General features: G+C 46.0%; 16 protein-coding genes and 1 other annotated feature. Of the genes, 2 read left to right on the top strand and 14 right to left on the bottom strand.

Features of this window, described 5'->3' with window-relative positions; all coding sequences use genetic code 11:
• The first annotated feature begins 75 nt into the window (after window positions 1-75).
• Entirely contained in the window at window positions 76-723 is a 648-nt protein-coding gene (gene pcp, locus EFK13_RS01715) for a pyroglutamyl-peptidase I (RefSeq protein ID WP_129506818.1), read from the top strand.
• Here the strand turns inward: pcp and tatC are convergent.
• The 7 genes from tatC to EFK13_RS01680 form a co-directional block, all read right to left on the bottom strand.
• Window positions 720-1,445: a twin-arginine translocase subunit TatC gene (tatC, locus tag EFK13_RS01710; protein WP_129506819.1), complete on the bottom strand. Its 726-nt coding sequence runs from the start codon at window positions 1,443-1,445 to the stop codon at window positions 720-722. The genes pcp and tatC overlap by 4 nt on opposite strands.
• 60 nt (window positions 1,446-1,505) lie before the next feature.
• Window positions 1,506-1,718 (bottom strand): sec-independent protein translocase protein TatAD, encoded by a 213-nt coding sequence (gene tatAD, locus EFK13_RS01705; protein WP_003223835.1) that lies wholly within the window; start codon window positions 1,716-1,718, stop codon window positions 1,506-1,508.
• 13 nt (window positions 1,719-1,731) lie between these two features.
• Complete coding sequence (gene phoD, locus EFK13_RS01700) at window positions 1,732-3,483, bottom strand: alkaline phosphatase PhoD (protein ID WP_129506820.1); 1,752 nt, start codon at window positions 3,481-3,483, stop codon at window positions 1,732-1,734.
• An 18-nt stretch (window positions 3,484-3,501) separates the two neighbouring features.
• On the bottom strand, window positions 3,502-3,678 hold the full coding sequence (locus EFK13_RS01695) for a hypothetical protein (protein WP_129506821.1): 177 nt from the start codon (window positions 3,676-3,678) through the stop codon (window positions 3,502-3,504).
• A gap of 79 nt (window positions 3,679-3,757) precedes the next feature.
• Complete coding sequence (locus tag EFK13_RS01690; RefSeq protein WP_129506919.1) at window positions 3,758-4,489, bottom strand: vWA domain-containing protein; 732 nt, start codon at window positions 4,487-4,489, stop codon at window positions 3,758-3,760.
• A 105-nt stretch (window positions 4,490-4,594) separates the two neighbouring features.
• The gene (gene cwlJ / locus EFK13_RS01685) at window positions 4,595-5,023 is read right to left on the bottom strand and encodes a cell wall hydrolase CwlJ (protein ID WP_075750337.1); all 429 of its coding nucleotides are present in this window, start codon (window positions 5,021-5,023) and stop codon (window positions 4,595-4,597) included.
• An 82-nt stretch (window positions 5,024-5,105) separates the two neighbouring features.
• Window positions 5,106-6,344 carry a serpin family protein gene (locus EFK13_RS01680; protein ID WP_129506822.1) on the bottom strand — a complete coding sequence of 413 codons (1,239 nt, stop codon included), beginning with the start codon at window positions 6,342-6,344 and terminating at the stop codon, window positions 5,106-5,108.
• A gap of 112 nt (window positions 6,345-6,456) precedes the next feature.
• Between EFK13_RS01680 and EFK13_RS01675 the strand changes: the two genes are divergently transcribed.
• Window positions 6,457-6,843 (top strand): YndM family protein, encoded by a 387-nt coding sequence (locus tag EFK13_RS01675; protein WP_014112528.1) that lies wholly within the window; start codon window positions 6,457-6,459, stop codon window positions 6,841-6,843.
• Window positions 6,844-6,898: 55 nt separating this feature from the next.
• Here the strand turns inward: EFK13_RS01675 and EFK13_RS01670 are convergent, their stop codons facing one another.
• The 7 genes from EFK13_RS01670 to mphK all read right to left on the bottom strand — a co-directional run bounded on the left by EFK13_RS01670 (window position 6,899) and on the right by mphK (window position 12,774).
• Window positions 6,899-7,585 carry an ABC transporter permease gene (locus tag EFK13_RS01670; RefSeq protein WP_129506920.1) on the bottom strand — a complete coding sequence of 229 codons (687 nt, stop codon included), beginning with the start codon at window positions 7,583-7,585 and terminating at the stop codon, window positions 6,899-6,901.
• Between the two features lie 18 nt (window positions 7,586-7,603).
• Window positions 7,604-8,527, bottom strand: a complete 924-nt coding sequence (locus tag EFK13_RS01665) for an ABC transporter ATP-binding protein (RefSeq protein ID WP_129506823.1) — start codon at window positions 8,525-8,527, stop codon at window positions 7,604-7,606.
• 94 nt (window positions 8,528-8,621) lie between these two features.
• Window positions 8,622-9,557, bottom strand: a complete 936-nt coding sequence (locus tag EFK13_RS01660) for a HAMP domain-containing histidine kinase (RefSeq protein ID WP_129506824.1) — start codon at window positions 9,555-9,557, stop codon at window positions 8,622-8,624.
• 1 nt (window position 9,558) lies between these two features.
• The gene (ycbL, locus tag EFK13_RS01655) at window positions 9,559-10,239 is read right to left on the bottom strand and encodes a two-component system response regulator YcbL (protein WP_129506921.1); all 681 of its coding nucleotides are present in this window, start codon (window positions 10,237-10,239) and stop codon (window positions 9,559-9,561) included.
• Window positions 10,240-10,333: 94 nt separating this feature from the next.
• Window positions 10,334-11,272 carry a DMT family transporter gene (locus EFK13_RS01650; protein ID WP_129506825.1) on the bottom strand — a complete coding sequence of 313 codons (939 nt, stop codon included), beginning with the start codon at window positions 11,270-11,272 and terminating at the stop codon, window positions 10,334-10,336.
• Between the two features lie 20 nt (window positions 11,273-11,292).
• Entirely contained in the window at window positions 11,293-11,454 is a 162-nt protein-coding gene (rtpA, locus tag EFK13_RS01645) for an anti-TRAP regulator (RefSeq protein ID WP_075750345.1), read from the bottom strand.
• 95 nt (window positions 11,455-11,549) lie between these two features.
• Window positions 11,550-11,797 (bottom strand) — a binding site (T-box leader).
• A 56-nt stretch (window positions 11,798-11,853) separates the two neighbouring features.
• Entirely contained in the window at window positions 11,854-12,774 is a 921-nt protein-coding gene (gene mphK, locus EFK13_RS01640) for a macrolide 2'-phosphotransferase MphK (RefSeq protein WP_129506826.1), read from the bottom strand.
• Window positions 12,775-12,825 lie beyond the last annotated feature (51 nt).

The following is a 12,825-nucleotide window of genomic DNA, read 5'->3' as shown; positions in this document are numbered from 1 at the left end:
GATCCACTCCTTTTCATTATTTTGATGAAAAAACCAAAAATAAACAATAGAATAAAAGAAAAAGGAGTTGAGAAGATGAGGAAAAAAGTGCTGATCACAGGCTTTGATCCTTTTGACAAAGAAACCGTCAATCCATCATGGGAAGCTGCGAAACAGCTTAATGGCTTCGAGACGGATGAAGCCATCATTACAGCAGAACAAATTCCGACTGTCTTTAAAACCGCTCTGGACACTCTGCGGCAAGCCATTCAAAAGCATCAGCCGGATATCGTGATCTGTGTCGGCCAAGCCGGAGGGCGGATGCAGATCACGCCGGAACGTGTGGCGATCAACCTTGCAGACGCACGCATCCCCGATAATGAAGGACATCAGCCGATTGATGAAGAGATTTCTCCAGGAGGGCCCGCTGCTTACTGGACGAGACTTCCCGTGAAACGAATAACTGAAAAAATGAAGGAAAACGGCATTCCAGCCGCGGTTTCCTATACAGCTGGCACATTTGTATGCAACTATTTGTTCTACGGATTAATGGATCACATTAGCCGGACATCTCCGCACATCCGCGGCGGATTTATCCATATTCCTTTCATACCTGAGCAGACCATCGACAAAACAGCGCCGAGCCTCAGCTTAGACACGATTGTCCGGGCATTGAGGCTCGTCGCTGTTACCGCCGCACAATATGAGGAGGATGTGAAATCACCGGGCGGTACGCTGCACTAAGCGGCCGCCGTTTCGTCTGTCAGCCTCTTTTTGTAGACAAACGCCGATAGGGTGACACTCACTTCAAACAGGACAAGAAGTGGAATCATCACGAGAAAGTCAGAAATGAAATCAGGCGGTGTAATCAATATGGACACGACGATCAGCAGAAAATACGACAGCTTTCTCGCTTTGGCCAGCCTGTAGGGATTTAAGATGCCCAGCCTTGTTAAAAACATCACCACCAAAGGCATTTCAAACAGAAAACCAAACGGCAGGCTCAAATTCACCATAAACCTGAAATAGCGGTCAGCTGTAAACATCGTTTCGAAATGGCCTGAAGACAAATGAGTCAAAAAGCTGAGCACAATCGGAAACAAGACAAAGTATCCGAAAGAAATGCCCGCCAAAAACAAAGCAAATAACCCGGGTATGTACATGAGCGTCACCTTGCGCTCCGTTTTCGTCAACGCCGGGGCAACGAAACGCCACAGCTGGTACGCGGCAACAGGAATGGAGGCCGCAATGGCACAAATGCCGGCAAGCATCATATACACCCAGAGGATTTCACTCGGGCCAAGCACAGCCAGCTTTCCGTCCAAATCCCTGATCAGCCAGTCATAAATGTCCTGCACAAACAAAAAAGCCGTGATGAGAAATAGAAGAAATGCCGCGAGGGTTATGATCATCCGGCGGCGAAGCTCTTCTAGATGCCCAATCAGATGGGTTTCTTTTTTATCCATTCAAAAAAGCCCTCCCTTTCATAAAAAAAGAGGCAGACCCGGTGTCTGCCTCATCAACACTCAGCCCGCGTTTTTGTCCTGCTTCACCGCTGTCAGCTCAGCTGATTTTTCTTCTTTTTCATCACCAGACACAAGTGATTTTGTGGCGCTTTTAAATTCCAGCAGTGTCCGTCCGGCGGCTCGTCCGATTTCCGGCAGCTTTGAAGGGCCAAAAATAATGAGGGCGATGACGAAGATCAGAATCAAGCCCGGTATTCCAATGTTTGAAAACATGTTTTTTCACTCCTTAATTCGTGATTTTTGCCCGTTTCTTAATCATTTGTTTTTCGTGTGCTTTGTTGTGCGCAAAGAAACGATCCTCTTCGACCTCGTTAGATTGCTTCACCCCGCCTTGGATCGTTGTGGATGACACCTTTCTCAACCCGGTTTGGTCTTTCTGGTAGACGAATGAAGCCCGTGTTGAAATGGCTGCGCCCGGCTCTGTCACAAACGGTATCACCCGATAATCGGCTTTCCACTGGTGAGGCGTCACTGTACAGCGGACATATCCGCGATAGTCGTTAAAGAACTTGATGTGCGGATTTTCTTTTAAAATTTGATCTGTATCCGCCCGCTTATCCGCGCCGTTTCCTCCGGATGAGATTGAGGTGCCGACAAATTCAGCCCCGAAGATTTTTGAGCTTGTCTTCTCAAAGTCGACGTGCAGATTCGATGCCCAGCTTGCATGTACATCTCCTGTCAGCACGACAACGTTATTCAGATTTTTGCTTTTAATGAAATTGACGACCCGCTCGCGCTGAGCCGGATAGCCATCCCACGAATCCATACTGTAGATCGGGCTTGCGCTTGTCCCAAAATTCCACTTCGCAAAGAAAATTTGCTGCGCCAGCACATTCCAGTGGGCGGTCGAGCTGCTCAAATTGTTGAAAAGCCACTGCTCCTGTTCTTTTCCTAACAGGGTCCGATTCGGATTGCGCGATTCATCAGAAGGCGGCTTATTGCCGTCGTTATTGGCTTGATCATCCCTGTACTGGCGGGTATCAAGGACATTGAAGGACGCCAGGTTGCCATACGTAAAGTGCCGGTACAGCTGCATATCCGGGCCATTCGGCAGAGAGGAGATGCGGAGCGGCATATGTTCATAGTACGCCTGATACGCAGCTGCGCGGCGGAGCACGAAGGCTTCAACGGACTGTCCTTTTTCCGGTATTTTATTGGCATAGTTATTTTCGACTTCATGGTCATCCCACGTCACAACCCAAGGGAACGCCGCATGTGCTGCTTTTAGGTTGGCGTCAGAACGGTATTGGGCATGGCGGTTCCGATAGTCTTGGAGCGTAATGATTTCCGCGCTGCTGTGCGTGCGCACATTTCCTGTTTTTGATACATACTCATTTGGGCCGTATTCATATATGTAATCACCGAGATGGAAAACAAGATCAAGCTTTTCCTTCGCCATATGCTTGTAGGCCGTATAATATCCATGCTCATATTGCTGGCAGGAAGCGAAGGCAAAGGTCATTTGCGGCACGTTGGCGCCAGGGGCTGGCAATGTTTTTGTTTTTCCGACAGGGCTTAGTTCATGTCCGGTTTTGAAGCGGTAATAGTACACTTTGTTCGGCTCAAGCCCATCCGCTTCGACGTGAACAGAGTGGGCGAGACTTGGCTTGGCCATTTCAGTGCCCTTTCTCACGATCTTGCGGAAATGCTCATCCTTTGCGACCTCCCATTTGACAGGCACCGCTTGTTTAGGCATTCCCCCGCCGTTCAGTGGATCTGGCGCCAGGCGCGTCCACAGCACAACACTGTCAGAAAGCGGATCACCCGATGCGACCCCCAATGTAAATGGATAGCTCGAGAACTTTGGCGCGGCATTTACTTCAAATGCCCCAACTGACTGAGCAATGGTCAATCCAAGAGAAAGTCCTGCAATCTTCCCCGCTCCTTGAATAAATTTGCGGCGGTCAAACGTATTGTTTTGAAAGCTTTCCTCTTTCAGTTTCTGTACCCATTCATCAAAACGATTGTCGTGTGCCATTCAAGATCCCCTCTCTTCTCATTGATCGACTTCATTATAGGGAATCTTTGTTAAATGGTTGTGAAGAAGTGTGAACCAAATGTAAGCGCTGAACATTGTAAACAGGTCTTCACTCACAAACCTGGCGCTGAAACATGCCGAAAGCTGGCTGAATGGCGCGTTTTCTGCATATCCTGTCGTTTGCAAGCCGCCCATTCGGACTATTTTTCTTCACATGATCTTAAAAAAACAAAAACACCGAGCCATTTCGCAGAATGACTCAGTGCCGTATCAATCATTTCGAAAACAAGCGGCTGAAAAAGCCCTTCTTTTTCGGCTTTTCAGCAGGAGGTTCTTGTTCTCTTACAATTCCTTTTTCCCGCGCTTTTTTCAGCCAAAATGGAAATTCAGTAAGCAGGGCGTCATAAAGCTCATCATTAGAAATGCGGTCAATCTCTTCGATATGAAGGAAGTTCGTATTATCAACGACACGCCCTTCTAACGTATCCAGTTGATTAAGAAAATCGAAGTTTCCGTTTCCGATGCCGACAAACTGCCAGAACACCGGTTTATCAGAGGAAGCTTTAATGATCGGTTTGATCGACTTCTTACAGCCCCCGTCATTGATAAATACGATGAATGCGGGATATAAACTTGGTTCCTCCGCAACATATTTGCGCAGCACGTCTTTCATGACCGGCGGCTCATCATTTCTGCCGAATTTATGCAAGCGGTCATTATTCAAAATTTCACGATCGACATAGCCTGAAAAATCCTTTTCAGAAACTGGCTTTAATCGGGAGAATTCGTTATCATACACCCATACATCCAGCAAGCCGTTATCATCAAATTGATCAGCCACTGCCAAAATCCGCTCCACCACGTTTTGAACCGTTCCGTTTTTGTAGAGCGTTCTCATTGAACCCGTAATATCAAGCACCAGTCCGACACGAGCCGTCACCTTCGTTAATTGCTTTTTCTCCAGTACGATCTTTACGCTTTTCTTTTGCAGGTCGATTGTTGCCATTTTTTCATCTCCGTCAGCTCTTTTTTTCAATTATCTCACAGGAATATTTTCCATTGTATCTGTTTTCAAAGAAAAACACCGTTCAATTTGAACGGCGTCCTGCTTCTAAAATGTGTTATAAACATTTTCACACGTTTCCGCCGTCGGCTGATAGAAGCAATGCGACTTGAATCTGGCCACCAAAGGCTGATTATACCACTGGGCCGGACAGTTTCCCTCCGGCCTGAAATACCATAAACTAAATTTTGCAGGCCAGCGCCTTTCACCATTAATCGACCGGCGTGCAAGGGCACGCTCGCTATCGCGAGCTCTTTGATAAAAATATCCATGAGTCACAGCCTCAAACGCGTGCGGCTGAAAAATCATCTGCCTGATGGTGCGGAGGCCTTTAAAATCTGAGCAATTCGCCCGCAGCCGATTCACTCCCACGTTGCCGACAAGCAGCATCCCCTGCTTTCCTTCACCTTCCGCTTCCGCTCTGAGCAGCCTTGCCATCAAATCGACATCCGCACTCGTAGCTCTCACGACCGCCATCACGTCACCTCCCCTTGATCTCCTTTCATCATATTTCATTACTGCAAAAGTGATGACGGAGGGACAGGAGAAGTTTTGAAATTTATTCATTCGGATTTGCGACAAAGCCTAAAAACAAAAGGCTTGTTGTTTGTTCATCTGTGATAACAAAGAAAAACGGGCGGTTGGCAGTTAAGGTAACCCCCGGCGCAAGTGCGGACTCAACAATTTCCGCTGACGAAGCGGCCGCAGCCTCGGTTCCTGATTCATCCACCTTGATAAATGTATGGTGATTCACATCATCGATTGAAACACCGCGGCCTTCAGTAAACATTCTGGAAAAGTCAGCTTCAGAAAAGACGGATTTCATCCCCATATCTTGAAGAACATGTTTTGCGTTATACTTTCCTTTCAGCGCAAAACGGGGCAGACTCAGCTTCACTGTTTTTGGCTGAAATGCGCTGTCCCATGCTTTTATATTTTGATTTGTAAAGAGAGACATGAATGAATCCGGCTTTTTCTTCGGCAGAAATAAAGTGAAAGAAAGATGTTGATCTTCATATGGAAGCTTTACTGCTTGAAACAGTTCATTTTCTAGGTATTCGAGGCGTGCAGTCTGCTTCATCATAAGCAGCTTTTTGGCCGATCCGCCAGGCAGAAAAAAATGCTCCTCAGCGGTCACATGCCTGTCAAACGGCAGCGCCCACTTTTCTTGAAAGTAGACGGCGTTTACCAAAAGAGAAACAGCTTCCGGAGAAAGATGATCCGCTATGTCGTCAATATGCCCTTTTGTTTGGTGAGCCGTCCACTGATTGATCGAGTTCTTTGCGGCCTGAATATTGTCATTCATTTGAAAGACACTGCCTAGGAAGAATTGTTTAATCGTTTGTTTAAAATCTGGTTTTGCCTCAAGCTTTGACCATATGGCATTAGCTGTCCGGAGATCCCCTTCAGACAAAGACTCAAACCTTTTCATGAGCGCGAACGATGACTCATTTATGGCATGGTCATGAATGTCCGACAAATATAGAGCAGCTTTTATTTCTTTTAATGTATCTCGATCCGCTCCATTTGCAGTCATCATCAGCACTTGCTGCAAGCTGTATGGGGAGATCAGCAGATTGTCCGTTAATCCGTCTTTATCGGACATGTTTTGAAACAACTCGGTTCCGAATATACGCTCCGCTTCAATAAAATCCTCATCCATGTCATAAACTTTGTTTTTGGCAGAATCAGGCGGATCAGGTGATTGAACAGAGGCTGCCGATTCTTCAACTGGTTTGCATCCGCCTCCGGCAAGCATACACATCAGCATCAATGTGGTGAACATTTTCCCTTTCATACAAACGGCTCACTTCCTTTACATGAACTGTAAAAACACAGTATAAGGTTTAACTTTCTGCATTTGAGGAATCATACATAACAAATCGAATCACAGAAGGAGGTACTTTGGAATGACCCATGTGAAAGCGCTCGCGATTAAAGGTATTATGACGATTATTGTGTTGTATCTAGTGCTTGGTCTGGGCTTTGGTTTCACGTTTGGTGATACGCTCTTAATGACGATTGTGTTAGGGGTTATTTCCTATTTGCTGGGCGATCTTTATGTATTGCCGAGATGGAATAATATGATTGCTACTTTAGCTGATTTCGGTCTAGCCTTTCTCGTCATTTGGCTGATGGGCATGCCGCTTTCTATGGGGATGACTGGCGGTGAAGTTGCTTTGGCGGCTTTATTCGGCGCGATCGCCATGGCAATCGGTGAATATTGCTTCCACTTTTATATGATGAGCAAAGAGATTGGCAAGAAGCATTATCTTGAAACAAGAACAGATTCATAGCAGAAAGGGCCGGTGCTGGCGGCACCGGCTCTTTCTGAATATTGGGCGCCTTTTTTTACGCATCCTGTTTGTCTGCGTTCCTGATCGCCATGTATGAAAAAAACAAACCGAAGGCTGCCAAAGATAATGGGATATAAACAACAGACGAAATGGAGAAACCCGGGCTTGTTGAACTGATAAGCATAACAATCACGACAGACGAAATGATGGTTGCCGGAACCGAATGTTTACGCATCCCAAAAAAGATGGGAACTAAACTGGTTCCAGCGGCGCCAAAAGCGAAAACCGCCATTTTTATGGCCTGCTGAGAAATGATTTCAGAAGTAAGCTCTCCCGGTATGAAATGGTAGATCGAGTTGAGCCAAAAGAAATCAGCGGCTATGAGTATATTTGATAGTAAGATTGTGATAAAGGTCAGTCCGCCTGCGATTATAAGCTTAGCAGTGAGCAGCTTTTTCCGGCTGATCGGGTACGTGAACATCACAAGAATGGTTTTGTTTTTATATTCGGAAATCACCAATTTTGAGATCAGCACCGCGCCAAAAACGATAAATACCGCTCTGACGAAAGTGCCGATGATGAGAAACGCTTCCTCCGTGCTTTGGAACGAAACCCCGCTTTCGGCTTTTTCGGAATAACAGACCAGCCACAAAAAGCCAATGAGAATCAGGTTGGCAATGAGGGCACCCCTGACGTACCAGCCCAACTTCATTTTTCTTAATTCGATTCTGATCAAATTCATCAACATGTCTCTTCTCCTTCACGCACTGATGCTATTGCCGTTGATCAAGCTGATAAAATAATCCTCCAGCGACGTATACTTTTTGTTCATTGATTCAATGTCTACATCATTTAAAATCAGCGCTTTAGATATGGCAGCCTGAGAGGCTTCAGCCTCGTAAATACGGATCGTTTTCTCGTTTAGGATTTTAAAGTTGGTTAATCGCAGCTCTTTCTCAAGCACAAAGCAGGCCCTTGTCTGATTCGGCGTGACAAGCTCGATGTATTCAGTGTTCTGGCCTCTGACAGCTTCCATTGACACCTCTTCAAGCAGCCTGCCGTCCCGAATGACGCCGATTGTGTCCGCGATTTGTTCGATTTCACCCAGCAAGTGGCTTGAGATTAGCAGCGTCATCCCGTACTCTTTGCTCAGCACTTGAAACAATTGCCTGATCTTTTTAATGCCAATCGGATCAAGCCCATTCACCGGCTCATCCAAAATAAGCAGATCCGGCTTCGTGAGAATGGCACGCGCAATTCCAAGGCGCTGCTTCATACCGAGCGAAAATGTTTTGACAGGCTTCTTGTCGATTTGTTTTAAATTCACCATATCCAGCACTTCTTGAATGGCTTTTTTATTGTGGTACCCCATATATTCACAATGCAGATCTAAATTTTCTTCAGCTGTCAGGTTTTCATAGAAAATCGGATATTCAATCATGCTGCCGATGCTCCCCAGCACCTCGTATGATGTGTGGGTGAGCTTATTCCCTAGGATGCTGATTTCACCGCTTGTCGGTTTGACAAGGCTCGTCAGCATTTTCATAATGGTTGTTTTCCCTGCTCCGTTCGGGCCGAGAAAGCCATAGATTTCGCCTTTCTTAATATGCATGCTGACATTGGAGACGACTTCTTTGCCCTCATACGTTTTGGTCAGTCCGTTTGTTTGTACGATATAAGTCAACTTTGTTTCTCCTTCCCTCTCTTTTCCTGTTTTCTATTGTAGAGGCGGGCCCTGTCATTTTTATTTCTCAAATCTTAAGAAATTCTTACATTTGTTAATAGGTCATGCGTTTCAATGTGATCGTAAATGCAGTCCGTTCGTACGGCTTGCTTTGAACGGATATGGCGCCTCCCATTTTTTCTGTAAGCCGTTTCGTGATGGTTAAACCGAGACCGCTTCCTTGAAATGCTTTATTTCTTGATTCTTCAAGTGTGTACAGCCTCTCAAACACCCGCTGCTGATCGGTTTCACTGATCCCTTTCCCGCGATCCCATACGGTGATGGCAATGGTCGTCTCATCATATGACAGCGTCATGCCGATCAACTTGCCGGCCGCGCCATATTGAATCGCATTGGATAATAGGTTTTGCAGGATTCTGTCCAGTGCCTCTTCATTCGCCTGCGCATACACCGGCGTATCCGGAATATCGATAGAAGCTTGAAAACCTTTGGACTGAACGGCGTCATAATAATGCAGGATATTTCGTTTGCATATGTCGTTCATATGTATTTTGGTAATCGGAATGTCTTTATCTTCGGATTCTAATTTTGCTAAATCAAAAAAGGAGTTGATCATCTGAATGAGCTCATTTGTTTTCTGGCGGAGCTTCCCCAGCAATCTTTCCCGCTCTTCATCCGGCATGTCCGGGTCACTTTGAATCGCCTCGATATAACCGAGAATGACCGTTAACGGCGTTTTCAAGTCGTGCGACATATTGGTCAGCATCCGCTTCATGGATTGTTCTGTTTTGGCGAACTGAGCGGTGACCTGCTGACGATTTTCGACCAATAGGTTGATGTTGATAAGCAAATTTTTAAGCGCCTGATCATCTGTTTGAAGCAAGATTCGCCCTGCCGAATCACTGTTGAGCAAGGCGTCAAGCTTTTCCGCCGTGTATGCCAGATTCCCGTCCCGCTTCTTTTTCATCATGAATTGAATCACATTCAGACACGACAGAACAATGACAAGGGCCATCCATAACACCGCCATGCTAAAACTCTCCTAATTTATAACCGATGCCCCATAACGTTTTTATGTATTGAGGTGCAGAGGGGTCATCTTCAATCTTTTCTCTAAGCCGCCGCATATGTACGTTAATAATATTTTGATCGCCAAAATACTCTTCATTCCAGACGGAACGGTAAATTTGTTCTTTCGTAAACACTTTTTTAGGATTTGCCGCAAATAGGCACAGCAGCTGCCATTCTGTTGACGTTAGCTGAAGCGGTTCCCCGTTTTTCATAACTGAGACATTGTCTATATCTATCGCTAGCTGATGAATCCGGATCACCTTATTCTCAGCCGGTTCCTCCGCCGAATATTGCGTCGCCCGCCGTATCGCGGCTTTTACTCTTGCTGTCAGCTCAATCATCGAAAACGGTTTGGCGATATAATCATCCGCCCCAAACCCCAGCCCCAATGCCTTGTCCACGTCTCCGTCTTTTGCTGAAATCATCAAAACCGGAACGTTGCTTTTCTCCCGGATGATTTTCAGAAAATCCATGCCGTTCAGCCTCGGGAGCATGATATCAAGGAGAATCAAATCGTATGAATCCTGCCGAAACAGCCGGATGCCTTCCTCCCCATCGAAGGCATGCACTATCTCAAAGCCTTCTTTTGTTAAATAATGGCCTACCATTTCACTGATGGAATGGTCGTCTTCCACAAGCAATATGCGCTGCATCTTCTCACCTAACCTTTCAAAATCAAAAAACACACACGTAATTACACTTATTGTAGTTGAAAAACGTGTGTGTTTTACAAAATTATTTATTTTTTCCTGTTACCAGTTTCCTATATTCCATGCCCGTAATGATCAAAAATACGGCTGCGCATCCGACGGCTTGAATAAGCCGGAGCCGTTCACCGAGAAATAAAGCCCCATAGAAAATCGTCAGGACAGGCCCTGCCATTGAAATGATGGCAGCTCGCTGTGCCCCTATTCGTTTTATGCCCTCAAGCATCAGCACAAATGGAATCACAGTGGTCACGACTGCGATGAACACAAACAAACCATAGACAGCAAGCGGATATGCTGCTATTGGTATATTCATACCGACCGTCGATTTGACGCCAATGTAAAGCATCATGGCCGCTCCGGCAGCTGTCATCCCGTACGCATTAAGACGGATGCTTCCAATTTGATGAACGAGCCGCCCGGAAAGGACAAGATAACCAGCATAGACGGCTGAGGATAACAAAATGAATGCAGATTCAATCATGTTTGCCTGAAAGAGCTCAGTATCCCAGCCGCCAAGCGCAAAGAAAAGGCCGAACATGACTGCCAGCACTGTGAAAAGATCCTGAATGGAGACCATTTTCCGGTCACGGCATGCGGTAAATACGATTACAAATATTGGACAGCTCATCAGCAACATACGCTCAACCATTGCGGATACATGGTTCAGCCCGATAAAATCAAGCAAGGGAGACAGAAAAAAACAAAACACGCCCGCGCCACAAGCCTTCACTAGGCCTCCTTTTTTATTGCCGTCTGGCATTGAAGGACGGTATAACAAGAAAATCAGCCAAAACAGCGGAACAGCAAACAGCTGTCTGTATAACAACACCGCGTCTGGCTCAGCCCCCATTTGATATGCCCATTTAATCCAAATTGACTTAGACGCAAAACAAACCGTTCCGATCAGCAAAAAAATTGTACCTGATGCGGCCTTGCGAATCTTCCTCTTCTCTTCTGCTCTCATCTCTGCTCAGCTTTTTTCCTTTACTTGTTCAAATGCTTTTGGATAAAATCCAGAAGCGTATATCCTTGTGCAGTCAGAATAACACCTTTCCCGCTGCAGGCCGGGCAAGGTTTTCCTTCAATTTCTCCAGCTCTTTCACATCTAGGACATGCGACCTCAAGATCATCAGTTGCAATGACCATTTGATATCCTCCTTTCCTGTTCATCTGTTATGCACCACCAGCCATCATCCATTGGCCGTCACCTCCTTTAAGAAACACAAAAACCCCCGTCCTATGCAAAGGACGAGGGTCTCGCGGTACCACCTTTATTAACAGCTTTACAGCCGTTCACTCTCAGTACAGAAAACATCCGTTTCGATACTTCTCTCTTGGTAACGGGGAGAGAATCCCGGCATTGCCTACTATCCGTTCAGCAAAGCAATTCAGAAGCCCATTCGGCATCAGGGGAGGGCCGGTTCACACCTGCCACCGACTCTCTGAACCTCCATTCCGATGCGTACTTACTCTTCCTCACGATTGTTGATCCGTTCTATTATTTGTAAAGTTTATAATACTTGCTTAATGAAATGAAGTCAATTCTTAACCCGGTTTGACGCCAAGTGCTTCCAGCGCCATATTGATGTGTTCCTCCTGCTGTGTTTGCAGAGCGAACTTGGCAATTTCCAGCGGATACGCCGCCTGCATTTCTGAAATGTGTTCGTGCATTTTTGCCCATATTCGGCCGCCTGCTTGATTATAGTATTCAAGTAAACGGGCAGTTTCTTTTTCTCCGAAAATGGTTTGATAAAGAACAAAATCCTTGGCTGGGTCGGCAACTTTCGCTTCTGTCCAATCCAGAAGACCTGCGACACGTTCATTTTGGTCGATAAGGATATGCGGCGGGTGGAGATCGCCGTGTATCAAAGTAGAGAAATCCGGCCAATATGCATCATCATTTATCCACGTTTGCCATCTTTCCCAAAGCTGTTTAGATACGCCAAGCTTATTCTTCACATCAACCATAGAGTCTGCTGCCATTCGCCTGAAATCTTCTGGACTTATCACTTCTATTCCGGATTGCCCAGCAGATATTTGATCCGTGCCATGTAATTCTGCCAGTATGCCGGCAAGTGTGTGGACAAAATTGTCTGACGGCGGCTGATGATTCATGTTCCATACATATTGCTTCTGTTCCAAATCAACCCCAGCCGTCGGCGTTCCTTTTAACATGGGGTAAGCGATCAATTCAGGTGTATGAATTCTCCAATCCGGCACATCAGCTGTAAGATTCGCGCTGAGAAAAGCAAGCGTTCTGCCTTCCGCATATGCTCTTTCAACTACATCACTTCGGCGAGGTTTTCGCAGCACCCATTGCATACCTGTATCGTCCTCGGCAAATACAACTTGAAAGTCCATTCCGGTTTCATTCAATTGCGCGTTCTTAGAGTGAACTGTCAAACCTTGCTTGCGTGCAACTCTGACAATCTCCGTGATAACCTGTTTTTCTGTAAGGTTTGTCATTCTATTTCCCCTTTCTCATGCTCCGGCCTGAAGTAGAGAGAAGGGATGTTT

The sequence above is a fragment of the Bacillus cabrialesii genome, from assembly GCF_004124315.2.
Taxonomy (GTDB): Bacteria; Bacillota; Bacilli; order Bacillales; family Bacillaceae; genus Bacillus; species Bacillus cabrialesii.
The sequence above is the reverse complement of the archived record's forward strand: the minus strand, read 5'-3'. Positions and strand labels throughout refer to the sequence as shown.